The 24075-nt window shown below is 69.2% G+C and carries 24 protein-coding genes; 19 read left to right on the top strand and 5 right to left on the bottom strand.

Going from position 1 to position 24075, the window contains the following annotated elements; translation table 11 throughout:
- Positions 1 to 466 precede the first annotated feature (466 nt).
- The 10 genes from BMZ19_RS20150 (at position 467) to BMZ19_RS20105 (ending at position 12483) form a co-directional block, all read left to right on the top strand.
- Positions 467 to 880, top strand: a complete 414-nt coding sequence (locus BMZ19_RS20150) for an archease (protein ID WP_090313373.1) — start codon at positions 467 to 469, stop codon at positions 878 to 880.
- A 257-nt stretch (positions 881 to 1137) separates the two neighbouring features.
- Positions 1138 to 2859, top strand: coding sequence for a SulP family inorganic anion transporter (locus BMZ19_RS20145; protein ID WP_212633259.1), 1722 nt, complete (start codon positions 1138 to 1140; stop codon positions 2857 to 2859).
- 151 nt (positions 2860 to 3010) lie between these two features.
- On the top strand, positions 3011 to 3817 hold the full coding sequence (gene ppk2, locus BMZ19_RS20140) for a polyphosphate kinase 2 (RefSeq protein WP_090313372.1): 807 nt from the start codon (positions 3011 to 3013) through the stop codon (positions 3815 to 3817).
- 395 nt (positions 3818 to 4212) lie between these two features.
- Entirely contained in the window at positions 4213 to 5838 is a 1626-nt protein-coding gene (gene groL / locus BMZ19_RS20135; protein ID WP_090313371.1) for a chaperonin GroEL, read from the top strand.
- Between the two features lie 4 nt (positions 5839 to 5842).
- The gene (gene acsA, locus BMZ19_RS20130) at positions 5843 to 7603 is read left to right on the top strand and encodes an acetate--CoA ligase (protein ID WP_090313370.1); all 1761 of its coding nucleotides are present in this window, start codon (positions 5843 to 5845) and stop codon (positions 7601 to 7603) included.
- Complete coding sequence (gene pdhA, locus BMZ19_RS20125; RefSeq protein ID WP_090313369.1) at positions 7600 to 8583, top strand: pyruvate dehydrogenase (acetyl-transferring) E1 component subunit alpha; 984 nt, start codon at positions 7600 to 7602, stop codon at positions 8581 to 8583. The genes acsA and pdhA overlap by 4 nt, the downstream gene beginning before the upstream one ends.
- Complete coding sequence (locus BMZ19_RS20120; protein WP_090313368.1) at positions 8580 to 9554, top strand: alpha-ketoacid dehydrogenase subunit beta; 975 nt, start codon at positions 8580 to 8582, stop codon at positions 9552 to 9554. The genes pdhA and BMZ19_RS20120 overlap by 4 nt, the downstream gene beginning before the upstream one ends.
- Complete coding sequence (locus BMZ19_RS20115) at positions 9551 to 10726, top strand: dihydrolipoamide acetyltransferase family protein (RefSeq protein ID WP_090313367.1); 1176 nt, start codon at positions 9551 to 9553, stop codon at positions 10724 to 10726. The genes BMZ19_RS20120 and BMZ19_RS20115 overlap by 4 nt, the downstream gene beginning before the upstream one ends.
- A 12-nt stretch (positions 10727 to 10738) precedes the next feature.
- Positions 10739 to 10990, top strand: a complete 252-nt coding sequence (locus BMZ19_RS20110) for an acyl carrier protein (protein ID WP_090313366.1) — start codon at positions 10739 to 10741, stop codon at positions 10988 to 10990.
- Between the two features lie 65 nt (positions 10991 to 11055).
- Complete coding sequence (locus tag BMZ19_RS20105; RefSeq protein WP_090313365.1) at positions 11056 to 12483, top strand: RtcB family protein; 1428 nt, start codon at positions 11056 to 11058, stop codon at positions 12481 to 12483.
- A 75-nt stretch (positions 12484 to 12558) separates the two neighbouring features.
- Here BMZ19_RS20105 and BMZ19_RS20100 read toward each other — a convergent pair whose 3' ends face one another.
- From BMZ19_RS20100 to BMZ19_RS20090, 3 genes are read right to left on the bottom strand one after another with little or no spacing between them, the layout of a single operon-like run.
- The gene (locus tag BMZ19_RS20100) at positions 12559 to 14064 is read right to left on the bottom strand and encodes a DHA2 family efflux MFS transporter permease subunit (protein ID WP_090313364.1); all 1506 of its coding nucleotides are present in this window, start codon (positions 14062 to 14064) and stop codon (positions 12559 to 12561) included.
- Between the two features lie 10 nt (positions 14065 to 14074).
- Complete coding sequence (locus BMZ19_RS20095) at positions 14075 to 15157, bottom strand: HlyD family secretion protein (protein ID WP_090313363.1); 1083 nt, start codon at positions 15155 to 15157, stop codon at positions 14075 to 14077.
- The gene (locus BMZ19_RS20090; RefSeq protein ID WP_090313362.1) at positions 15154 to 15648 is read right to left on the bottom strand and encodes a MarR family winged helix-turn-helix transcriptional regulator; all 495 of its coding nucleotides are present in this window, start codon (positions 15646 to 15648) and stop codon (positions 15154 to 15156) included. The genes BMZ19_RS20095 and BMZ19_RS20090 overlap by 4 nt, the downstream gene beginning before the upstream one ends.
- Positions 15649 to 16189: 541 nt before the next feature.
- On the opposite strand from BMZ19_RS20090, the gene BMZ19_RS20085 reads away from it, so the two are divergent.
- Positions 16190 to 16417, top strand: a complete 228-nt coding sequence (locus BMZ19_RS20085; RefSeq protein WP_090313361.1) for a hypothetical protein — start codon at positions 16190 to 16192, stop codon at positions 16415 to 16417.
- An 85-nt stretch (positions 16418 to 16502) separates the two neighbouring features.
- Here BMZ19_RS20085 and bipL read toward each other — a convergent pair whose 3' ends face one another.
- Positions 16503 to 17438, bottom strand: a complete 936-nt coding sequence (gene bipL, locus BMZ19_RS20080; RefSeq protein ID WP_090313360.1) for a phospholipase BipL — start codon at positions 17436 to 17438, stop codon at positions 16503 to 16505.
- A 124-nt stretch (positions 17439 to 17562) separates the two neighbouring features.
- On the opposite strand from bipL, the gene BMZ19_RS20075 reads away from it, so the two are divergent.
- Both BMZ19_RS20075 and BMZ19_RS20070 read left to right on the top strand, forming a co-directional pair.
- Positions 17563 to 18132 carry a DUF6436 domain-containing protein gene (locus BMZ19_RS20075; protein ID WP_090313359.1) on the top strand — a complete coding sequence of 190 codons (570 nt, stop codon included), beginning with the start codon at positions 17563 to 17565 and terminating at the stop codon, positions 18130 to 18132.
- 11 nt (positions 18133 to 18143) lie between these two features.
- A complete protein-coding gene (locus BMZ19_RS20070) occupies positions 18144 to 18596 on the top strand; it encodes a methyltransferase family protein (RefSeq protein WP_090313358.1) in 453 nt (150 codons plus the stop codon).
- A gap of 43 nt (positions 18597 to 18639) precedes the next feature.
- Here BMZ19_RS20070 and znuA read toward each other — a convergent pair whose 3' ends face one another.
- A complete protein-coding gene (gene znuA, locus BMZ19_RS20065; RefSeq protein WP_090313357.1) occupies positions 18640 to 19695 on the bottom strand; it encodes a zinc ABC transporter substrate-binding protein ZnuA in 1056 nt (351 codons plus the stop codon).
- Between the two features lie 50 nt (positions 19696 to 19745).
- Between znuA and BMZ19_RS20060 the strand changes: the two genes are divergently transcribed.
- From BMZ19_RS20060 to BMZ19_RS20035, 6 genes are all read left to right on the top strand, one after another.
- Positions 19746 to 20231, top strand: coding sequence for a Fur family transcriptional regulator (locus BMZ19_RS20060; protein WP_090313356.1), 486 nt, complete (start codon positions 19746 to 19748; stop codon positions 20229 to 20231).
- The gene (gene znuC, locus BMZ19_RS20055; RefSeq protein WP_090313355.1) at positions 20228 to 21001 is read left to right on the top strand and encodes a zinc ABC transporter ATP-binding protein ZnuC; all 774 of its coding nucleotides are present in this window, start codon (positions 20228 to 20230) and stop codon (positions 20999 to 21001) included. Before BMZ19_RS20060 ends, znuC begins: the two co-directional genes overlap by 4 nt.
- 2 nt (positions 21002 to 21003) lie before the next feature.
- Positions 21004 to 21792, top strand: a complete 789-nt coding sequence (gene znuB / locus BMZ19_RS20050; protein WP_090313354.1) for a zinc ABC transporter permease subunit ZnuB — start codon at positions 21004 to 21006, stop codon at positions 21790 to 21792.
- Between the two features lie 37 nt (positions 21793 to 21829).
- Positions 21830 to 22273: a hypothetical protein gene (locus BMZ19_RS22940; RefSeq protein ID WP_425287190.1), complete on the top strand. Its 444-nt coding sequence runs from the start codon at positions 21830 to 21832 to the stop codon at positions 22271 to 22273.
- A 117-nt stretch (positions 22274 to 22390) separates the two neighbouring features.
- The gene (locus tag BMZ19_RS20040) at positions 22391 to 23398 is read left to right on the top strand and encodes a methionine ABC transporter ATP-binding protein (RefSeq protein WP_090313353.1); all 1008 of its coding nucleotides are present in this window, start codon (positions 22391 to 22393) and stop codon (positions 23396 to 23398) included.
- Positions 23398 to 24066: a methionine ABC transporter permease gene (locus BMZ19_RS20035; RefSeq protein ID WP_090313352.1), complete on the top strand. Its 669-nt coding sequence runs from the start codon at positions 23398 to 23400 to the stop codon at positions 24064 to 24066. Before BMZ19_RS20040 ends, BMZ19_RS20035 begins: the two co-directional genes overlap by 1 nt.
- Positions 24067 to 24075 lie beyond the last annotated feature (9 nt).

Here is a 24075-nt window from a genome sequence, read left to right as displayed (position 1 = left end):
ATTGCGGGTTTTGAGAAAACCCTAAACTTGGCTCAGCAATCGCAAATAAACTCATGAATTCACGAGACTACTTGTGATGCTGATAATCTTGCGACTGTCAGTCTTATCTCACAAGCACCCACACGAATTGCTTGATTCAACTTGTTAAAGAGCGTTTCGATCAAGTCTTTCGTCTCAACCGAGGCCGCGAATTCTACAGCAGCCTTGCATTCTGTCAAGCGTTTTTCGAAATTTTCTTTTCTACTCAACCACTTGCGTAACTCTCTCGCTGCCGTAACCCGGAGGCCGCTGCAGCGAGGAGGCGAATAATACAGCCTTGAAAAACGCTGTCAACACCTCCGTTCAACTTGCTCCAGAACTTCGCGTGAGGGCCGGCGGCTGCAACATCAACAGGAAAGAGTCTCCCAACCCAGCAAGCCTCTGCCCAGCTACTCTACCCAAACCACTCACACGCTCAGCCCACCCCATGCCCGCGCAAACCTTCCCCCACGAAGCCGACATCGGCGTGCGCGGCACCGGCTCCACGTTGGACGAGGCCTTCGCCGGCGCGGCACTGGCGTTGACCGCGGTGATCTGCGACCCGGCCACCGTCGTGCCGAAACAGTCGGTGACCATCGACGGTGACGCCCCAGATGTGGAGCTGCTGCTGGTCGACTGGCTGAACGCGCTGATCTATCGCATGGCCACCCGCCACTTGCTGTTCTCGCGCTTCAAGGTGCAGATCACCGGTACCCGCCTGCACGCCACCGCCTGGGGCGAGACTGTGGATGTGGCGCGGCACCAGCCGGCAGCGGAGGCCAAGGGGGTGTCGTTCTGCGAGCTGAAGGTGTGCCAGCAGGCGGACGGCCAGTGGCTGGCGCAGGCGGTGGTCGACGTCTGAACTGTCGCCACAGAAACCATCTCCCCCTCTCCCGCAGGCAGGCGAAGGCACCAGCCGGACGGCCCGGCGAACTTCCCTCCCTCTCGCTACGCTGAAGAAATCCCGGCGACGGCCTGATTTTGCTCAAGGCATGGTGGGCGCCTCCGTGCGCGGCTGCCGGCGGAGCGACAAGGGAGGGCGTCCAGGCTTGTCTTGCCAGGTAGCATCCGGTTTATCCAGCGGCCGCTGATTGCTGGCCTCAGGCATAGGACTCCAGCATGGGCAAAGCGCAGCACGGTCGTTTCTCCCGCTGGATGAAGCGCCTGGCTCCCGGCCTCGCCGCGCTGCTCGTCTACCGGCGCCGCGATCTGCCGGGCGACCTGGTCGCTGGCGTGTCGGTGGCCGCCGTCGCCCTGCCGGTCGGCGTCGCATATGCCCAGCTCGCCGGCTTCAGCCCGGTGGTCGGCCTGTATGCCAGCATCCTGCCGCTGCTGGCCTATGCCCTGTTCGGCACCTCGCGCCAGCTGATCGTCGGCCCGGACGCGGCGACCTGCGCGCTGGTCGCCTCGGCACTGGCTCCGCTCGCCGCCGGCGATGGCGAACTCTATCTCTCGCTGTCGGTTGCCCTCGCCGGGTTGACCGGGGTGCTCTGCATCCTGGCGAGCTTCATCCACCTCGGGGCGCTGGCCGACTTTCTCTCCAAGCCCATCCTGGTCGGTTTCCTCAACGGGGTGTCCCTGCACATTCTCGCCGGGCAGATGGGCAAGCTGGCCGGGGTATCCGTCGATGCGCCCGGCATTGTGCCGGCTGCGCTGCAACTGATCGAGCAGTATGCCGACTACCACTGGCCGACCCTGCTGGTCGGGCTGAGCGCCTTCGCCGTGCTGCTGATCTCGCCGCGCCTGCTGCCGCGCCTGCCAGCCGCTCTGTTGGCGCTGCTGGTCGCCGCAGCCGTGGTTGCTATCTTCAATCTCGATCAGCGTGGGGTGGCCGTCATCGGCGCGGTGCCCGCCGGCCTGCCGGAGCTGCGCTGGCCGCACGTTCCCTGGCACCTGTTCGACGAGCTGGCGGCGGCAGCGATGGGGCTGGCGCTGGTCAGTTTCTCCAGCATGATGCTCACGGCGCGCAGCTTCGCCGCCAAGAACCACTACGATATCGATGCCGACCGAGAGTTCGCCGCCTTGGGCGCGGCCAACATCGCGGCGGCGGTCACCCAGAGTTTCGCCATCAGCGGTGCCGACTCGCGGACCGCAATGAGCGACGCTGCGGGGGGCCGCACCCAGCTGACCGGCGTCATAGCGGCGCTGGCCATTGGACTGGTGCTGGTGTTCCTCAGCGAACCCCTGCGCTTCGTGCCGATCGCGGCGCTGGCCGCGGTGCTGATCATGGCATCGATATCGCTGATCGATCTGCGGGCCCTGGCACTGCTGTTCCGCTTCAGCCGGGTCGAGTTCGCCTTGGCGATGCTGGCCACCCTCGGCGTGATCTGGGTGGGCGCCATCAAGGCGATCCTGGTGGTGCTCGCCCTCTCGCTGATCCGCTTCGTCAGGCTCTCCTCGCGGCCGCGGGTCGATGTGCTGGGCAAGCTGCCCGGCATGTCCGGCTTCCATCCCGTGGCGGCCCATCCGGAGGCAACCACCCACCCCGGCCTGCTGCTGCTGCGCTTCAATGCGCCGGTGGTGTTCTTCAATGCCGCCTACTTCAAACAGCAAGTGCAGCACGCCATCGAGCGGGCCGGCGAGGACCTGCGCTGGCTGGTGCTGGATGCCATGCCGGTGACGCAGATGGATGTGACCGGCTACCTGGCGCTGGAGGACCTGAAGGCCACGCTGCGCCAGAAGGGCATCCAGCTGGTAGTCGCCGGGCGTTACCAGGAACTCATGGAATGGCGCAAGGCGCATGCGCTCAAGGCCGATGACACCCTGTACTTCCCGACCATGCGCAAGGCGGCCAAGGCCTTCCTGGCCCAGCAGCCGGGTGGCGACGCCGGGGAGGCATGATCCCCTGGCGAGGCGGCTGGGCGATTACCCATGCCCACGCGCGCCTTTTTCCACGCCCGGCTATCTTGAACTTAACTAGCATGACAGGCGGCTGCAACCAATGGGCGACACAACACCCATGGTCTGCCGCGGCAGTGGGTGAGGCAGGCATATGGGCAAGCAAGGCGAACGACCGGAATCGAGCGGGGACGTGCACCCGCCCTCGAAAAAGGCCTACAAGAAGACCCTGCGCAGCCTGCAGGTCGAACTGGTCAAGCTGCAGCGGCACTTCATCAGATGCAACGACAAGATCCTGATCATCCTCGAAGGCCGCGATGCGGCCGGCAAAGACGGCACGATCAAGCGCATCATCCAGCATCTGAGCCCGCGCGAAACTCGCGTCGTCGCCCTCGGCAAACCCTCCGATCGCGACCGTTCGTCATGGTACTTCCAGCGTTATGTGCCTCATTTGCCGACCGCCCAGGAACTCGTGCTGTTCAACCGCAGTTGGTACAACCGTGCCGGTGTAGAGCGGGTGATGGGCTTTTGTACCACAGCCGAATACGAGGAGTTCATGGGCTCGGTCCAGGAGTTCGAGAACATGCTGGTCCGCTCCGGCGTGAAGCTCCTCAAGTACTATCTCGACATCAGCAAGATCGAGCAGAAGAAACGCCTAGCGGACCGCAGGTCGGACCCGCTCAAGCAATGGAAAACCAGCCCGATCGACGACCAGGCGCTCAAGCAGTGGCGGGCCTATAGCCAGGCCCGCAACGAAATGCTGGCGCGCACGCATACCCCGACAGCACCGTGGACGCTGGTACACGCCGACAACAAACGCCTGGCGCGACTCAACCTCATCAAGGACCTGCTCAGCCGGCTGCATTACGCCGGCAAGGATGAACGGCTGATCCGGGCGGACCCGCGGATCGTCTTTACCTACGACTACTCAAATATCGGCAACCACCACTTGGCGCCGTGATCATGGTGATCGGCTGCAGCCAGCAGCGGGCCATCCCCATGCACTCGCAAACCGTCCCCCACGAAGTCGACATCGACGGGCACGGTACCGGGGCCACGCTGACAGAGGCCTTCGCCGGCGCGGCACCACCGTGGAGCGCCACCAGCCGGCGGCGCAAACCAAGGGTGTGTCGTTCAGCGAGCTGAAGGTCGCGCAACAGGCGGACAGCCGGTGACTGACCCAGGCGGCGGTCGACGTCTGAGCCATGGTGCGCACGGCGCACCATGCTCCCTCGCGAAGGCCGAACGGCCCGGCGAACTCGTCGCCCCCTCGCTACGCTGAAAGGACTCCGGCGGCGAGCCGATCCTGTCCACCCCCATGGCTGCCGCCCCACGACGACGATGGAGGGCGCCACCATGCCCCACACCAAGCTGCTGTTTCGCAACGCCGCGCGCGAGAAAGTGCTGCGCGGCGCCACCCAGCTGGCTGACGCGATCCGCGTGACCCTGGGGCCGAAGTCCAAGTCGGTGCTGATCCAGAGGAAGTGGGGCACGCCGACGGTGTGCAACGACGGGGTGACCATCGCCAAGCAGGTCGAGCTGGAGGACCCCGAGGAGAACCTCGGCGCGCAGATGCTGCGCCAGGCCGCCGAGCGCACCGGCGAGGCGGTCGGCGACGGCACCAGCACCGCCACCGTGCTGGCCCACGCGATCCTTGCTGACGGCGTGCGCAACGTGGTCGCCGGCGCCAGCGCCATCGACCTCAAGCGCGGACTGGATCGCGGCTTGCAGGCGGCCGTCGACTCGCTCAAGGCGCAGTCGCGCAAGGTGCAGACGCGCAAGGAGAAGGCCCAGGTGGCAGCCATCTCGGCGCACAACGACGCGCCCATCGGCGAGCTGGTCGCCGACGCGCTGGAGCGGGTCGGCGGCGAGGGGGTGATCTCCGTCGAGGAGTCGCGCACCACCGAGACGGTGGTCGACGTGGTCGAGGGCATGCGCTTCGACCGCGGCTACATCTCGCCCTACTTCATCACCGACCCGGAGAAGATGCAGGCGGTGCTCGATGATCCCTTCCTGCTGCTCTGCGACCACAAGATCGGCCTGCTCAAGGAGCTGGTGCCGCTGCTCGAGCAGATCGCCAAGAGCGGCCGCCCGCTGCTGTTCATCGCCGAGGACATCGAGGGCGAGGCGCTGGCCACCCTGGTGGTCAACCAGATCCGCGGCGTGCTGCGCGCGGTGGCGGTGAAGGCGCCGGGCTTCGGCGAGCGGCGCAAGGAAATGCTGCAGGACATCGCTGTATTGACCGCCGGCCAGGTGATCTCCAGCGAGCTGGGCCTGCGCCTGGAGCAGGTCGAGCTGCGCCAGCTCGGCCGCGCCAAGCGGGTGGTGGTCGACAAGGAGAGCACCACGCTGATCGGCGGCGGCGGGCGCAAGGAGGCCATCGAGGCGCGCATCGCGCAGATCCGCACGCAGATCGAGGCGGCGAGCAGCGACTACGACCGCGAGAAGCTGCAGGAGCGCCTGGCGCGGCTGGCCGGCGGCGTCGGGGTGATCCGCGTCGGCGCGCCCACCGAGGCGGAAATGAAGACGAAAAAAGATGCCCTCGACGACGCCATCGCCGCCACCCGCGCGGCCATCGAGGAGGGCATAGTCCCCGGCGGCGGCATGGCCCTGCTGCGCGCGGTGCCGGCGCTGGCCGCGCTGGAGGAACAGTGCGCCGGCGACGAGAGGACCGGCGTGCAGATCCTGCGTCGCGCGCTGGAGGCGCCGACCCGCACCATCGCCGAGAACTCGGCGGTGGACGCCGGCGTGGTGGTCGCGCGCATCCTCGGCGAGAGCGGGCCGGTCGGCTTCGACGCGGCGACCAACCAGTACGTCGACATGTACGACGCGGGCATCGTCGACCCGACCAAGGTGGTGCGCATCGCCCTGGAGAACGCGGTGTCGGTGGCCAGCGTGCTGCTGCTCACCGAGGCGACCCTGACCGAGGTGCCCGGCAAGGACGAGCACGAACACGAGCCGCCCATGCCGGGCATGGAGTGACGCCATGCGCGCTGACCGCATCGACAAGACTCCCGCCGCATTGCGGGTAACGCCCAACTGGCCGGCAACGGCCGAGGCGCGTGCTGCCTTCTCTTGGGAGGCCGAAGCCAAGGGGCTGACCGGTCTGCCCGGCGGCGGCCTCAACCTGGCCTTCGAGGCGGTCGACCGGCATGCCGCCGGCCCCCTGCGCGAACACGTCGCGCTGCGCCTGCTGTTTCGCGACGGCTGCCGCCGCGAGGTCAGCTACGGCGAGCTGGCGCGGCTGACCAGCCGCTTCGCCGGCGCCCTCGCGGGGCTGGGCGTCAAGCCCGGCGCGCGGCTGTTCGTGCTGTGCAACCGTGGCCTGGAGCTGTACCTGGGCGTGCTCGGCGGCCTCAAGGCCGGCTGCGTGGTGTCGCCGCTGTTTTCCGCCTTCGGCCCGGAGCCGCTGGAGACCCGCCTGCGCCTCGGCGAGGGCGCAGTGCTGCTGACCAGCGAGTCGCTGTACCGACGCAAGGTCGCGGCAATCCGCGACCAGCTACCCCTGCTCAAGCAGGTGCTGCTGTTCGACGACAACGGCGGCAAGGTGCAGATCCCCGGCACCCACGACCTGCGCCAGCTGATGGACCAGGCCGGCGACGACTTCCCGGTGGCGCCGACCAGCGCCGACAGCCCCTCGCTGCTGCACTTCACCAGCGGCACCACCGGCACGCCGAAGGGCGCGCTGCACGTGCACGGTGCGGCGCTCACCCACCTGGTCACCGCCAGGTACGCCCTCGACCTGCACCCGGACGACGTGTTCTGGTGCACCGCCGATCCCGGCTGGGTCACCGGCACCTCCTACGGCATCCTCGCCCCGCTGCTGCTCGGCGTCACCAGCGTGGTCGACTGCGCCGACTTCGACGCGGTGCGCTGGTACGGCATCTTGAGGAGCGAAAAGGTCAGCGTCTGGTACACCGCGCCGACCGCCATCCGCCTGCTGATCAAGGTCGGCGACGAGCTGGCCCGCGCCCATAAGTATCCGGCGCTGCGCTTCGTCGCGAGCGTCGGCGAGCCGCTCGACCCCGAGGCGGTGTGGTGGGGCCAGGAGGTGCTCGGCCTGCCGATCCACGACAACTGGTGGCAGACCGAGACCGGCGGAATCATGCTGGCCAACACCGCGGCCATGGCGATCAAGCCGGGCTCGATGGGCCAGCCGCTGCCGGGCATCGAGGCGGCCATCGTCCACCGGCGCGAGGACGGCTCGCTGGAGATGCTGGGGGATGAGGCCATCGGCGAGCTGGCGCTCAGGCAGCCATGGCCCGGCATGTTCCGCGCCTACCTCGGCCAGGAGGAGCGCTACCGGCGCTGCTTCGCCGGCGACTGGTACCTCAGCGGCGACCTGGCCCGCCGCGACGCCGACGGCTACTACTGGTTCGTCGGCCGCAGCGACGACGTGATCAAGTCGGCCGGCCACCTGATCGGCCCGTTCGAGGTGGAGAGCGCGCTGCTCGAACACCCGGCGGTGGCCGAGGCGGCGGTGATCGGCAAGCCCGACCCGATCCTCGGCGAGACGGTGAAGGCCTTCGTCTCGCTGAAGGGCGACTTCACCGCCAGCGCCGAACTGCACGACGGCCTGCTCGCTCACGCCCGCCGGCGCCTCGGCGCGGCGGTGGCGCCCAAGGAGCTGGACATACTGCCCAGCCTGCCGCGCACCCGCAGCGGCAAGCTGATGCGCCGCCTGCTCAAGGCCCGCGAGCTGGGCCTGCCCGAGGGCGACACCTCGACCCTGGAGAACCCGACATGAGTTCGGTGCCCTACCCGGCCGAGTTCGCCGTCACCCTGCTGCGCGACATGCTGCGCATCCGCCGGATGGAGGAGCGCGCCGCCGAGCTGTACGGCGAGGGCAGGATCCGCGGCTTCCTGCACCTGTACATCGGCGAGGAGGCGGTGGCCACCGGCGCGCTGCACGCGCTGGAAGCCGGGGACGCGGTGGTCGCCACCTACCGCGAGCACGGCCACGCGCTGCTGTGGGGCGTGCCGATGGACGCGATCATGGCCGAGATGTACGGCCGGCTGGAGGGCTGCTGCCACGGCCGCGGCGGCTCCATGCACCTGTTCGACGCCGCCACGCGCTTTCTCGGCGGCAACGCCATAGTCGCCGGCGGCCTGCCGCTGGCGGTCGGTCTGGCGCTGGCCGAGCGCATGCAGGGCGGCAGGCGGGTCACTGCCTGCTTCTTCGGCGACGGCGCGATGGCCGAGGGCGCCGCCGCCGAGTCGCTCAATCTGGCCGCGCTGTGGCGGCTGCCGGTGCTGTTCTGCTGCGAGAACAACCTCTACGCCATGGGCACCGCGCTGTCCCGCGCCCAGGCGCAGACCGACCTGGCCGCCAAGGCCGCGGCCTTTGGGGTGCCGGCCCGCGCGGTGGACGGCATGGACGTGGTCGCCGTGCACCAGGCCACCCGCCTGGCCGCCAAGCAGGTGCGCGCCGGCCACGGCCCGGTGTTCCTCGAGTACCAGACCTACCGCTTCCGCGCCCACTCGATGTTCGACCCCGAGCTGTACCGCGACAAGGCCGAGGTGGAGTCCTGGCGCCAGCGCGATCCGATCAAGGGCTACGCCGCGCGGCTGATCGCCGACGGCCTGCTCGACGCGAGCGGCGTGGCGGCGCTGGAGGCCGAGGCGGCTTCCGAGGTGGAGGCGGCGGTGGCCTGCGCCGAGGCCGGCAGCCTGGAGCCGGTCGAGTCGCTGCTGACCGACGTCTACACCCCGGAGCGGCAGCCATGAGCCGCACCAGCTACCGCGAGGCGCTGCGCGAAGCAATGCGCGAGGCACTGGCGCGCGACCCGCGGGTGTTCCTGATGGGCGAGGACGTCGGCCGCTACGGCGGCACCTTCGCGGTGAGCAAGGGCCTGGTCGACGAGTTCGGCGAGCAGCGCGTGCGCGACACCCCGCTGTCCGAGCTGGCCTTCGTCGGCGCCGGCATCGGCGCGGCGCTCGGCGGCATGCGGCCGATCGTCGAGGTGATGACCGTGAACTTCTGCCTGCTCGCCCTCGACCAGCTGATGAACACCGCCGCCACCCTGCGCCACATGTCCGGCGGGCAGTTCTCGGTGCCGCTGGTGGTGCGCATGACCACCGGCGCCGGGCGCCAGCTGGCGGCGCAGCACTCGCACAGCCTGGAGGGCTGGCTGGCGCACATCCCCGGCCTGAAGATCCTCGCCCCGGCCACCCTGGAGGACGCCCGCGGCATGCTCTGGCCCGCGCTCGAGGACCCCGACCCGGTGCTGCTGTTCGAACAGGGCGCGCTGTACAACGTCGAGGGCGAGCTGGACGAGACGGAGGTGGTCGGCATCCGCTCGGCGCGGGTGCGCCGGGCGGGCTCGGATCTGACCCTGATTGCCTACGGCGGCACCCTGGCCAAGGCGCTGGAGGCCGCCGAACAGCTGGCCGGCGAGGGGATTTCCGCCGAGGTGATCGACCTGCGCGTGCTGCGCCCGCTGGACGACGCCACCATCATGGAGTCGGTGCGCCGCACTCGCCGCGCGCTGGTGGTCGACGAGGGCTGGCGCAGCGGCAGCCTGGCCGCCGAGATCATCGCGCGCATCGTCGAGCAGGCGTTCTTCGACCTCGACGCGCCGCCGGCGCGGGTGTGCAGCGCCGAGGTGCCTACGCCCTATGCCAAACATCTTGAGGACGCGGCGCTGCCGCAGGTGCCGGCGATAGTGGCGGCGGCCAGGGGACTACTCGGCCGATGATCGAATTCCGCATGCCCTCCCTCGGCGCCGACATGGATGCCGGCACCCTGCTGCAGTGGCAGGTGGCACCGGGCGATGCGGTGCATCGCGGCCAGGTGGTCGCGGTGGTCGACACCGCCAAGGCGGCGGTGGAGATCGAGTGCTGGCAGGAAGGCCGGGTGTTCGAGCTGCTGATCCAGCCCGGCGACAAGGTGCCGGTGGGCACGCCCATCGCCACCCTGCTGGAGGCCGGCGGGTCGGCGGAAACCGCACCGCGCCGCCCAGCCCCAGTCGCAGCCAGGAAAGCAGCCCAGCCGCAAACACCGAATCCCCCGCCAGCCGCAACGCCCGGCGCCGCCCCGGCTACTCGTACCCGCATCACCCCCGTCGCGCGCCAGCGTGCCGCCGAGCTGGGCATCGACGCCGCCACGCTGACCGGCACAGGTCCGCAGGGCGCGGTGACCCTCGCCGACGTCGAGGCCGTCGCGACCCAAAAGCCCGCCGTGCAACCGGCCACGGCGCAGGACCGCCACGCCGCCATGCGCCAGGCCATCGCCGCGGCGATGAGCCGCTCCAAGCGCGAGATCCCGCACTACTACCTGAGCGAGACGGTGCCCATGGCGGTCGCGCTGGCCTGGCTCGCCGCCTACAACGCCGAGCTGCCACCGGAGCGGCGCCTGCTGCCAGGCGTGCTGGTGCTCAAGGCGGTGGCCCTGGCGCTGGGCGACTACCCGCAGCTCAACGGCTACTGGATCGACGGCGCCTTCCGGCCGGGCCCCGGCATCCACCTCGGCGTGGCGGTGGCGCTGCGCCAGGGCGGGCTGATCGCCCCGGCGCTGCACGACGTGGCGTCCAAGCCGCTGCCGCAATTGATGGAGGAGCTGGGCGATCTGGTGCAGCGCGCGCGCAGCTACTCGCTGCGCAGCTCGGAACTCTCCGAGGCCACCCTCACCGTCACCCAGCTCGGCGACCAGGGGGTGGATGGCGTGTTCGGGGTGATCTACCCGCCGCAGGTGGCGCTGGTCGGCGTCGGCCGCATCGCCGAGCGGCCGTGGGTGGAAGACGGCAGGGTGTGCGCGCTGGCCTGCGCGCAGTTCAGCCTGGCCGCCGACCACCGCGCCAGCGACGGCCACTACGGCGCGAGCTTTCTCGCCGAGGTGCGCCGCCGCCTGCAGCAACCCGACAGTCTGTGAGGAGCAACGACGATGGATGACGCGCAACTGCGCCGCGAGGTGCTCACGGCCCTGCAGGGCATCGCCCCGGAGGTCGAGCCCGCCACCCTGCGCGGCGACCGCCCCCTGCGCGACGAGGTCGACCTCGACTCGATGGACTGGCTGCGCTTTCTCGCCGCCCTGCACCAGCGCCTGGGGGTGAACATCCCCGAGGCCGACTACCAGCAGCTCACCACCCTGAACGTGCTGCTGGCCTACCTGCAGCGGCGTCTTGCGGCCGGATGACCGGGCCTCCATGGCCGGGGGCGCTCACCTATAGTCAGTCGACTGCTTCCTGCAGGAGACCGACCATGAACCTCGACCAATTCCGCCAGCGCGGCCCCTTCGAATGGGAAATGCCCCAGCACGGTGCCATGCGCGTGCCAGGGGTGATCTTCGCCTCGCGCGAGCTGCTCGATGCGATGGACGCCAAGGTCGGCGAACAACTGGCCAACGTCGCCGGCCTGCCGGGCATCGTCGACGCCGCCTACGCCATGCCCGACGCCCACTGGGGCTACGGCTTCCCGATCGGCGGGGTGGCGGCCTTCGACGCCGACGAAGGCGGCGTGGTGTCCGCCGGCGGGGTCGGCTTCGACATTTCCTGCGGCGTGCGCACGCTGCACACCGGGTTGAAACAGGCCGACATCGAGGCGGTCAAGGAGCGCCTGGCCGACGTGCTGTTCCGACGCATTCCGGCCGGCCTCGGCAGCACCGGCGCGCTGCGCCTGAGCGGCAAGGAGATGGGCGCGATGCTGCGCGGCGGCGCCAAGTGGGCGGTCGAGCAGGGCTTCGGCAGCCCGGCGGACCTGGCGCGCATCGAGGAAGGCGGCAGCATGGCCGGCGCGGTGCCGGCCGAGGTGTCGGCCGAGGCCAAGCATCGCCAGCGCGACGAGATGGGCACCCTCGGCTCGGGCAACCACTACCTGGAGGTGCAGGTGGTCGACGAGCTGTTCGATCTGACGGCGGCGCATGCCTACGGCCTGGCGGTCGGCGACGTGCTCGCCACCCTGCACTGCGGCTCGCGCGGCCTGGGCCACCAGATCGGCACCGATTTTCTGCGTGAGATGGTGATCGCCGCGCCGCGCGCCGGCATCGCCCTGGTCGACCGCGAGCTGGCCTGCGCACCGCTGAAGTCCGAACTGGGGCAGAGCTACCTCGGCGCCATGCGCGCGGCGATCAACTGCGCGCTGGCCAACCGGCAGATCCTCACCCACCTGGCGCGCGAGGCGTTCGCCGAGCTGTTCCCCGGCATCGCCATGCCGCTGCTCTACGACGTGTCGCACAACACCTGCAAGGAGGAGAGCCATCTGGTCGACGGCCAGCGCCGCCGGCTGTTCGTCCACCGCAAGGGCGCCACCCGCGCCTTCGGTCCCGGCCACCATGAGTTGCCCCCGGAATACCGCGCGGTCGGCCAGCCGGTGCTGATCGGCGGCAGCATGGGCACCGCGTCCTGGGTGCTGGCCGGCGGTGGCAGCCAGAGCCAGGCCTTCGCCTCGGCCTGCCACGGCGCCGGGCGGGCGATGAGCCGCCACGAGGCGCTGCGCCGCTGGCAGGGCCGTAGCGTGGTCGACGAACTGGCCCGGCGCGGCATCCTGATCCGCAGCCCGAGCCTGCGCGGCGTCGCCGAGGAGGCCCCGCTGGCCTACAAGGACGTCGCCGCGGTGGTCGAGGCCGCCGAGCAGGCCGGGCTGGCGCGGCGGGTGGCGCGACTAAGGCCGCTGGTCTGCGTCAAGGGCTGAAGCAACGCGGTGGCCAGCCCGAGCGCATTGCCCGAGCCATCGAAAAATAATCGAACATGCCCGTACCGATGCGACTCAGCGGGCCTTCTCCGGGCCGCGCAACAGCAGGAGCAGCGGAAGGGTCGCCAGGGTGATGAACATCATCAGGCGAAAATCCTGCAGGTAGGCCAGGGTGACCGCCTGGCGACTCACTTCGCGGTCGAGGGACGCCAACCCCTGCACCGTTTCCAGGTTGTAGACGCCGGCTTCACCCGCCTGTTTCAGCGCCTGGCTGAACGGCGTGAGGTAGTCGGCAAACGCCGCGTGGTTGGCCTGGGTGCGCTGTGCCAGATAAGTGATCACCAGCGAGATGCCGATACTGCTGCCAATGTTGCGCATCAGGCTGAACAGCGCCGTGCCCTCGTTGCGGTGGTGCGGCGCCAGGGTGGCGAAGGTGATGGTCGACAACGGCACGAAGATGAAACCCAGACCCAGCCCCTGGACGAAGCCGGTGCGCACGATGTCCCAGCCGCTCACGTCGAGGGTGAAGCCGGTCATCTCCCACAGCGACAGGCTGGTCAGCAGCAGGCCGGCGAAGATCAGGTAGCGTACGTCCATCCGTCCGCCCAGGCGGCCGACCGTCATCATCGCCAGCATGGTGCCCACGCCGCGCGGGGCGAGCAGCTGGCCGACATCGATCACCGGGTGACCCATCAGGTTCTGCATGAACGGTGGTAGCAGCGCCATGGTGGCCAGCAGGATCACCCCGACCATGAAGATGAACAGCAGACCGACGCTGAAATTGCGGTCGCGGAACAGCCCCGGCTCGATGAACGGCTGGTCGCAGGTGAAGATGTGCGCAACGAACAGGTACAACGCCAGACCGGCGAGCACTGCCTCGCCCACCACTTCGGGGCTGGAAAACCAGTCGAGCGATTCGCCGCGATCCAACATCATCTGCAACGCACCGATAGCCAGGCTGAGCATGGCGAAGCCGAACAGGTCGAAGCGCCGGGTGCGGTCGAGCGGCGTCTCGCGGACGAAAGCGGCCAGGCCGAACCAGGCCAGCAGGCCGAACGGCAGGTTGATGTAGAACACCCAGCGCCAGTTGTAGTACTCGGTCAGCCAGCCGCCGAGCGACGGGCCGAGGATCGGCCCGACCATCACCCCCACGCCCCACAGCGCCATCGCCGAGCCGTGGCGTTCGGGCGGCCAGGTGTCGAGCAGCACCGCCTGCGACAGCGGTACCAGGCTGGCACCGAACACGCCCTGCAGCAGGCGGAACAGCACCAGCTGCTCGATGCTCTGTGCCGCGCCGCAGAGCATCGAGGCCAGGGTGAAGCCGATCACCGCGCCGACGAACAGGCGCTTGCGACCGAGGCGGGCGGCGAGAAAGCCGGTCAGCGGCATGCAGATCGCAGCGGCGACGATGTAGGAGGTCAGCACCCAGGTGATCTGGTCCTGGGTCACACCCATCGCCCCCTGCATGTGCGGCAAGGCGACGTTGGCGATGGTGGTGTCCAGCGCCTGCATGGTGGTCGCCAGCATCACCGACAGGGTGATGAAGCCGCGGTGCGCGCTTTCCACTCCGGCTACGGTCATGGGACGAACCTCAGAGCGTCAGCCCCAACAGGCTGCGGCGATGGCCAGTGTCGATCGTCACCACGGCACTCAGCCCAGCGCGCAGTTGCGGCATGGCCGGCGCTGCGTCGAGGCGGATGCGCACCGGCACCCGCTGGGCGATCTTCACCCAGTTGCCGGTGGCGTTCTGCGCCGGGATCACCGAAAACTCCGCGCCGGTGGCCGGGCTCAGGCTCTCCACCACGCCATGCCAGCTCGCATCGGGATAGGTGTCGATGTGGATGGCGACCGGCTGGCCGGGATGCATGTAGGTAAGGTCCTTCTCGGTGAAGTTGGCCTCGACCCATAGGTTGCCGTCGACCACCAGCGTCAGCGCAGTGCCGCCGGCGTCGAGGTATTGCCCCGGCTTGGGCAGCCGGCTGACGGTTCCCGGCAGCGCGGCGCGTACCTCGGTGCGCGCCAGGTTGAGGCGAGCCTGCTCCCGCTCGGCCTGCGCCGCCAGGTAGGCGGGATGCGCCTCGACCGAGGCGTCGACGCTGCCGCCCAGCGACTCGCCGATGCGCCGCAGATCCTGCTCGAGGGCAATTATCTGCTGGGCGGCGACATCGCTGGCCTGGCGCACCTGGTCGAAACGGGCGGCGGAGACGAAGTTGCGCGCAACCAGATCGGCCTGGCGCCGCTGCTCGCGTACGGCGAAGGCATGGCGAGTACGAGCCAGGGTAATTTCCGCCTGCTTGGCACGGTAGCTGGCCTTGAGCGCGGCCAGATCGGTGCGTACCTGCGCCAGCCTGGCCTCCGCCCGGGCGACCGCAATGTGGAAGGTCGCGGGATCGAGACGGAACAGCAACTGGCCAGCAACGACCGCCTGGTTTTCCTGCACTAGCACCTCCCTGACGGTGCCGGAGACCTCGGCGCTGGCCGGAACCTTGTCGGCAGCGACGTAGGCGTTATCGGTCTCGACTTCGGTGCCGCCGCGCAGATAGACGAGGGCGCCGAGCAGCGCGGCGAGCAGTGGCACCACCACCAGCAGCAGCAAACGTTGACGCCGCCGCCGGAACGGGTTGACCGGCAACTCGGTAACAGGAAGCTCGGTGGCGGGCAGAGCTTGGCTCATGGCACGACTCCTGGTGAGAGTTCTTGTTCGTTCTTGCCGGAACATGCGCTGGCCCCGGCGCCCCGCGGCGCGCCGAGGTTGTCGCGCATCTGCCCCAGAGCGAACAGCAGCGTGGCGATCTGCTCCTCGTCGAGGCCGCCGAGGGCTTGGGTGCGGACCATGGTCGCGGCCTGGTCGATGGCCTGCAGATGGGGCGTAGCGGCGGGAGTCAGGAACAACTGGTAGGCGCGCCGGTCCTTGGGGTCGGCGCGGCGCTCGACCAGTCCGGCCTGCGCCAGTTGGTCGATCAGCCGCGCCAGGGTGATCGGCTGCACCTCCAGCAGTTCGGCCAGCTCGACCTGGCGGCAGCCTTCCTGGCGCGCCAGGTAAACCAGGGCCCGCGCTTGGGCCTGGGTCAGCGTGCTGCCCTCCAGTCGGCATTCGAAGGTGCGGCGCATCAGCCGGAAAACATCGGCCATCAGGAAGCCGAGACGGTTCTGGTAGAGATTCATAGGGCGCCTCGAAAATAATAAGTAAACCTTACTATATGCAAGGCATGCAATCACCCCGAAACGAGGGTTGCCCGACGCTTGAAAGTATGGCTGGCGAGGCACCCAAAACGCTGGCAAGCACGCTCAGCCGTGAACGAGCAGGCCCATCCCATGCGAATTTTGATACGAATTAAAGACTGGCTATCGGCGCAGCAGCGTGATAGGGTCCTTAGCGTTAGTACCAAGCTGAATGTCAATTCGGCAACTTGTCGCAGCAGCTGACAAGTGTCGAATCGTTGGTTATCAGAGCGGGCCAGACACCCAAGTCGCCCCCACGCTGACGGACCATACCGCATTGACCAGGCCACTCGGGACCGAACCTTTCCCAGTGAGCACCTGTCATCCTAAGTACATACCTGCCAGCTTAAACTTCGCCACAGTGCGCTGTTTCAACTAGCTGTCCCTGCTCCGACCAGGTTCATTCGGACCACCCAGCTGGGTGGCGATTTCGGAGTCTTTATCGAGCGGTCCTTTAGCCGCCATCCGTAGGAAACACACAACAATGTCGATTCAATTCCAGGCCCAGGCCGCCATGAGCGCCCTCGCCAATGCCTTCGCTCCCCATCAGTGCCAGTTCCTGGCCGCCACGCGCAAGGGCAACTTCAGCTTCACCGTGGTCAACGACAACGGCGTGGCCCGTCACAGCGAGCGCCTCTACCCCGATCAGTATCTGGGTTCCGGACGCCTCGAGAAGGTGATCGAGCGCGCCAAGAAGTCGCTGACCGCCTGATCATCCCAGCGTCCAACGAAGCCCCGCCCAGTGCGGGGCTTCGTGCATTCAGGCCCGGCGAAATGCCGCGAGCACCCGCCCGCGCTCAGGAAAAGCGCTCGTTGAGCAGCGCGAACAGCCGCTGGCGCTGCGCCTCGTCCTCGTTGACCAGGTGATGGCGCGCGCCGGGCAGGATCAGCTGCTCGGGATCGCGGAACTTGTCGCCCAGCACCTCGAGGTTGTGCTGCCAGTCCACCGTCATGTCGGCGTCGCCCTGGATGATCAGCGGGCTCTGCCCGGCCGAGCGCGGCGCGTTCTCGATGCGCGGAATCCAGCGCGCCAGCGCACCGACCCAGGCGGTGGGCAGCACCTGCGCCTGCAGAGGGTCGCGGCGCACGAAGTCGAGGAAGGCGCTGTCGCTGGAGTTGTCGGTGAAGCGCCGGGCGATCTGGCTGACGAACGGGTTGAGCAGGTGGTAGCTGAGCTTGGAGCGCCGCCAGGCGCGCGGCCGGATCAGCGGCGACAGCAGCACGGTCTGGCCGAGATTCGGCCGTGGTGCGCCGGTCAGCAGGTAGTCGAGGAGGATGGCGCCACCGGTGCTCTGCCCGAACAGGTGCCAGGGCTGCGGCAGGTTGAGCATCTCGGCGGCTTCGAACAGTGCGGCCAGCACGGCCTGGTATTCGGCGAAGTCGTCGATGCTCGCCGGCACCCCTTCCGACAGACCGTGGCCGGGCAGGTCGCAGGACAGCACGGCGAAGTTCATCGCCAGCGCCCAGTCGAACACGTGGCGGTACAGGCCCATGTGGTCGTAGTAGCCGTGCAGCAGCAGCAGCGTGGCGCGCGCACCGTCGCGCCACCAGCCCTGCACCGCCAGCCGGCGCCCGCCGACCTCCACCCAGCCGAGGCGGCTGTGAATGTCGGGACGGTGCTGCAGGCCGTAGTACTGCCGGTAGGCCTGTACCTGCGGGCCGTGCTCGGCCGCGGCGGCGGACAGCGGCGGCATTTGCTGGCGCAGGCGTTGGGGATCGAAGGTTTCGTTCATAAGGATTCGGCCGCGCCTTTCGCTAAAGTGCGCTGGAGTGCGCTGATCGGCCACTGCCTATGATCTTCAGACCGGACGCACAACATGGCAAGCTTGGCCGACATTTTCTGCCGACCCACCCGCCATGCCCCTGCCGCGCCGCAACACCATCCTCCTCAGCCTGCTCGCCCTCGCCGCTGCCCTGGCGCTGTGGAGCCTCAACCAGTGGTACCAGGCCCGCTACATTCGACCCTTCAGCGAGACCACCGTGCTGTTCGACGCCGGCACCCTGCGCCTGCCCGCCGAACTGGCCGGCCCCGGCAGCATCCGCGTGGTGCACCTGTGGGACCCGCCGTGCCCGTGCAACGTCGGCAACCAGCAGCACCTGGCCGAACTGCTCGAACGCTTCGCCGGTCAGCCGGTGAGCTTCCACGTCTGGCAGAAACCCGGCAGCCGCGGCCAGTTGCCGGATACCCTCAAGGCCCTCCAGCCGCTCGCCGAGCTGCCCGGCGCCGAACAGCTGCCGGCCAGTCCGGCGGTGGCGATCTGGGACCGGGACGGCAAGCTGGCCTATGTCGGCCCCTACAGCGAGGGCGCGGTGTGCACCTCGGCCAACAGCTTCATTGAGCCGGTGCTCGAGGCGCTGCTCGCCGGACGGGCGGTGCACAGCACCGGCAGCCTGGCGGTGGGCTGCTATTGTGCGTGGAACGACTAGAGGGACCGCTTATGGCTCTGCTATTCCCCCCACCGCTGGTGGTCGTGATGTTCGCCGGCCTGATGTGGCAGCTCGCCAGGCACCTGCCGTTCGGCGGCTTCGCCTTCGCCCTGCAGCGGCCGCTGGCCGCGCTGGTGCTGCTGGCCGGACTCGGCCTGATGGCGGCGGCAGCCTGGACCCTGCTGCGCGCGCGCACCACGGTCAATCCGCTCAAACCCGAGCGCACCACGCGGCTGGTGACCCACGGCGTGTTCGCCCACTCGCGCAACCCGATCTATCTGGGCGACGCGCTGCTCCTGCTCGCCCTGGCGCTGGGCCTGGGCAACTGGCTCAACTTCCTGCTGCTGCCGCTGTTCGTCGCCTTCATCGACCGCTTCCAGATCGCCCCGGAGGAGCACGCGCTGCAGCGGCTGTTCGGGGACGAGTTTCGCGCCTACTGCATGCGGGTCAGGCGCTGGCTGTAGGGCGGGTTAGCCGCGCAGCGGTGAACCCTACGCATCCCGAGCCTCACAGCTGTTCCAGACACCCCGCCAGCCGATCGCCAAGGTTCTTCAGCAGCCGCTCGTAGCCGCCGGCCTCGGCCTCCAGTTCGAAGCCCAGCGCATCCAGCTCGGCCAGGCGCACCGGCAGGCCTTCGCTGAGGGTCTGCGCCAGGCGCGGGCGCAGAGGCGGTTCGCTGAACACGCAGCTCGGTCCGGCAGCCTGCAGCTGCTCGCGCATGGCAGCGACGTGGCGGGCGCCCGGCTGCACCTCGGCGCTGACCGCGAACACCCCTGCGTGCTGCAGGCCGTAGGCCTCCTCGAAGTAGTCGAAGGCCTCGTGGAAGACGAAGAACGGCTTGTCTTTCAAGGGTGCCAGGCGTGCCTTGAGGCGTGCGTCGGTGGCAGCCAGGCGCTGCTCGAAGGCGGCCAGGTTGGCCTGGTAGCGCGCGGCGTTGGCCGGATCGGCCTTGGCCAGGTCGGCGGCCATGCGCGCGGCGATCACTCGGGCGTTGGCCGGCAGCAGCCACAGATGGGCGTCCAGCATGCCGGGGCGGTGGGCGTGGTCGTGCTCTTCGGCCGCAGCGGTGTCGGCATGGCCGTGTGCGGCGTGCTCGTCGTGTTCCTCGTGATCGTGCGCCGCGTGATCGTCGTGCTCGTGCTCGTGCTCGTCATGCTCGTCGACGTGCTCCTCCTCGGCGTGGCGGTGCGCCGCGCCGAAGTGACGCAGGTGCAGGCCGGCCAGTTCCTGCACGGCCAGGCTGGGTCGCTCGCGGCCTTCCAGCACCCGCGGCAGGAACACTTCCAGGTCCGGGCCGATCCAGTACAGCAGCTCCGCCTCGCGTACCCGGCGGATGTCGGAGGGGCGCAGCGCGTAGTGGTGCGGCGAGGCGCCCGGCGGCAGCAGCACCTCGGGCGTGCCGGCGCCGTCCTGCACGGCGGCGGCGATCAGTTGCAGCGGCTTGATGCTGGTCAGCACGCGGACCTCGGCCAGCGCCGGAGTGGCCAGCAGCCAGGACAGGGCTGCGGCCAGGGCAGTGGCGGGCAGCAGAGAAGACAGACGGGGCACGATGGCATCACTCATGGCAGGGGAACGGTTATATAATAACGTCCCTTTACTCGGGAGTGTCGGCCATGACATCCACTCCGCTCGCCTGTCACCCCCACGACCACAGCCATTGCGTGGCCAGCGCCCTCGCCACCGCCGACGACCTGTGCGCGCGCAGTGGCGCGCGTCTGACCTCCCTGCGCCGCCGCGTGCTGGAGCTGGTGTGGGCCAGCCACCGCCCGCTCGGTGCCTACGACATCCTCGGCGTGCTGAGCGTCGAGGACGGCCGCCGCGCCGCGCCGCCGACCGTGTACCGGGCGCTGGACTTCCTCCTCGAACACGGCCTGATCCACCGTCTGGCCTCGCTGAACGCCTTCATCGGCTGCAACCATCCCGGCCAGGTGCATCAGGGCCACTTCCTGATCTGCCGCCAGTGCGGCACCGCCATCGAGGTCGAGCAGCCGGCTATCGGTGCCGCGATCATCGCCGCCGCCAGCGAGGTGGGCTTCGTCGTGGAAGGTCAGATGGTCGAAGTGGTCGGCCTGTGTGCGCAGTGCCGGGAGGCCGCATGAGCGACGCACTGATCCGCCTCGACGGCGTTGGCGTCAGCTTCGCCGGCAATCCGGTGCTGCAGGACGTGCAGCTCGCCCTCAAGCCCGGCGAGATCGTCACCCTGATCGGCCCCAACGGCGCCGGCAAGACCACCCTGGTGCGCGTGGTGCTCGGCCTGCTCAAGCCGCACCACGGCAGCGTGTGGCGCCGCGACAGGCTGCGCATCGGCTACATGCCGCAGAAGCTGCACGTCGAGCCGACCCTGCCGCTGTCGGTGCTGCGCTTCCTGCGCCTGGTCCCCGGCGTCGACCGCGCCCGCGCCCTGGCGGCGCTCGGCGAAGTCGGCGCCGCCCAGGTGATCGACAGTCCGCTGCAGCGCATCTCCGGCGGCGAGCTGCAGCGCGTGCTGCTGGCCCGCGCCCTGCTGCGCAAGCCGGAACTGCTGGTGCTCGACGAGCCGGTACAGGGCGTCGACGTCGCCGGCCAGGCCGAGCTGTACCGGCTGATCGGCCGCCTGCGCAAGCGCTACGGCTGCGGCGTGCTGATGGTCTCCCACGACCTGCACCTGGTGATGAGCGCCACCGACCGGGTGATCTGCCTCAACCGCCACGTGTGCTGCTCCGGCCACCCGGACCAGGTCAGCAGCGACCCGGCCTTCCGCGAGCTGTTCGGCAACGACGCGCGCAGCCTGGCGATCTACCACCACCAGCACGACCACACCCACGACCTGCACGGCAGCGTGGTCGCGCCCAAGCAACCCCACATCCACGGCCCGAACTGCAAACACTGACCATGCCCGATTTCCTCCTCAACGCCCTGCTCGCCGGCCTCGCCCTGGCGCTGGTCGCCGGCCCGCTCGGCTCCTTCGTGGTCTGGCGGCGTATGGCCTACTTCGGCGACACCCTCGCCCACGCCGCCCTGCTCGGCGTGGCGCTGGGCTTCCTGCTCGACGTCAGCCCGACCCTCGCAGTGACCGTCGGCTGCGTGCTGCTCGCCGTGCTGCTGGTGACCCTGCAGCAACGCCAGCCGCTGGCCTCCGACACCCTGCTCGGCATCCTCGCCCACAGCACCCTGTCGCTCGGCCTGGTGACCATCAGCCTGCTCGACGAGGTGCGCGTCGACCTGATGGCCTACCTGTTCGGCGACCTGCTGGCGGTCAGCCAGGGCGACCTGCTGTGGATCATCGGCGGCAGCGCGCTGGTGCTGGCGGCGCTGGCCTGGCTGTGGCGCTCGCTGCTGGCGATCACCGTGCACGAGGAGCTGGCGCAGGTCGAAGGCCTGCCGGTGGCCGCCATCCGCCTGGCGCTGATGCTGCTGATCGCCGTGGTGATCGCCGTGGCGATGAAGATCGTCGGCGTGCTGCTGATCACCTCGCTGCTGATCATCCCCGCCGCCGCCGCCCAGCGCCACGCGCGCACCCCCGAACAGATGGCCGCCGGCGCCAGCCTGATCGGCCTGGTCGCGGTGTGCGCCGGCCTCGCCCTGTCCTGGTACCAGGACACCCCGGCCGGGCCGTCCATCGTGGTCAGCGCCGCCGGCGTGTTCCTGCTGAGCTTCCTGCTGCCGCGCCGCGCGGTGTAGAATTTGGCTACTTTGTGAACACCCCGAGGCTTGAGCCATGACCCGTGCCCTTCGCTGCCTGCCGTTGCTGGTCCTGCTGCTGCTCGGCTCCTGCCAGAGTTCGCCGCAGGGCGACGCCGGCAGCCCCGCGCCGCAGGCACAGCAGCCGACGCAGCCGGCACTGTCTGCAGCACCGGACGGACTGCGTCAGCAGTTCGAGACACAGCTGGCGAGCGGCCAGCTGGCGGCGGCCGGCGCCACCCTCGAGCGGCTGCGCCAGCAGGAAAGCAGCGCGCCCGCCCTCGACAGCTATCAGCGCCTGCTCGCCGATGCCTGGCTACAGCGCAGCCAGCAGGCTCTGGAGAAGGGTGACCTGAACGCCGCCACCACGGCGCTGACCAAGGCCCGCACGCTGATGCCCAAGGCGCCGGCGCTGACCGGCGGCGCTCTGCAGCCCAAGGCACCGGCCGCCGTCGACAGCGAGAGCGTGATCCCCGAGTAAGCGAATCTCGGCATTCAGCTATATCAATAGTCGTCCAAAGCATTTTCCGCACTAAAGACGGGCCGCTAGACTGAGCACCCTCGGCACGGCCCGTTCCCCCACCCACAAGGTTTTCCCGTGATCCAATTCGACAACGTCCACAAGGCGTACCGGGTCAATGGCCGCGATATCCCCGCCCTGCAGGCCACCTCCCTGCAGATCGGCGCCGGTGAGATCTTCGGTCTGATCGGCCACTCCGGCGCCGGCAAGAGCACCCTGCTGCGCCTGATCAATCGCCTCGAGGAGCCCTCCGGCGGACGCATCCTGATCGACGGCGAGGACAGCACCGCCCTCGACGCCAGCGCTCTGCGCGGCCTGCGCCAGCGCATCGGCATGATCTTCCAGCACTTCAACCTGCTGGCCTCGAAGACCGTGGCCGACAACGTCGCCCTGCCGCTCAAGCTGGCCGGCGAGCTGCCGCGCACGGCCATCGACGCCCGCGTCGCCCAGCTGCTGGAGCGCGTCGGCCTCAGCGAGCACGCGCACAAGTACCCGGCGCAACTCTCCGGCGGCCAGAAGCAGCGCGTCGGCATCGCCCGCGCGCTGGCCACCGAGCCGAAGATCCTCCTCTGCGACGAGGCGACCAGCGCCCTCGACCCGCAGACCACCGCCCAGGTGCTGCAGCTGCTCGCCGAGATCAACCGCGAACTGCAGCTGACCATCGTCCTCATCACCCACGAGATGGATGTGATCCGCCGCGTCTGCGACCGCGTGGCGGTGATGGACGGCGGCGCGATCGTCGAGCAAGGGGCGGTGGCCGACGTGTTCCTCCACCCCCAGCACCCGACCACCCGGCGCTTCGTGCTGGAGGCCGAGCATGTCGACGAGGGCGAGCAGCGCGACGACTTCGCCCACGTGCCGGGGCGCATCCTGCGCCTGACCTTCCGCGGCGAGGCCACCTATGCGCCGCTGCTCGGCCAGGTGGCGCGCGACACCGGGGTCGACTACAGCATCCTCGCCGGACGCATCGACCGCATCCGCGAAACCCCCTACGGCCAGCTGACCCTGGCCCTCACCGGCGGCGACCTCGACGCCGCCCTGGCGCGCCTCGATGCCGCCGACGTGCATGTCGAGGTACTGCGCTGATGCTGGAAAAACTGCTGCCCAACGTGTTCTGGCCGGAAATCTGGCAGGCCAGCCTGGATACCCTGGCGATGCTCGGCGGCTCGCTGCTGTTCACCGTGCTGTTCGGCCTGCCGCTCGGCGTGCTGCTGTTCCTCACCGGCCCGCGCCAGCTGTTCGACCACAAGCCGCTGTACCGCCTGCTCTCCCTGGTGGTCAACGTGCTGCGCTCGGTGCCCTTCGTCATCCTGCTGATCCTGATGATCCCGCTCACCGAGCTGATCGTCGGCACCTCGCTGGGCGCCATCGGCGCCATCCCGCCACTGGTGGTGGGCGCCACGCCGCTGTTCGCCCGCCTGGCGGAGACCGCGCTGCGAGAGGTCGATCGCGGCATCATCGAGGCGACCCAGGCGATGGGCGCGACCACCCGGCAGATCGTCCTCAACGCCCTGCTGCCCGAGGCGCGCCCGGGCCTGCTCGCCGCCCTCACCGTCACCGCCATCACCCTGGTGTCCTACACCGCCATGTCAGGCCTGATCGGCGGCGGCGGCCTCGGCGATCTGGCGGTGCGCTATGGTTACCAGCGCTACCAGCCCGACGTCATGGCGGTCACCGTGATCCTCCTGCTGGTGCTGGTGCAGCTGCTGCAGAGCGTCGGCGACCGCCTGGTGGTGCGTTTCTCGCGCAAGTGAACCGGACTT

The organism is Pseudomonas linyingensis (assembly GCF_900109175.1).
Lineage (GTDB): Bacteria > Pseudomonadota > Gammaproteobacteria > Pseudomonadales > Pseudomonadaceae > Geopseudomonas > Geopseudomonas linyingensis.
This window is presented reverse-complemented; position numbering and strand designations above follow the sequence as displayed.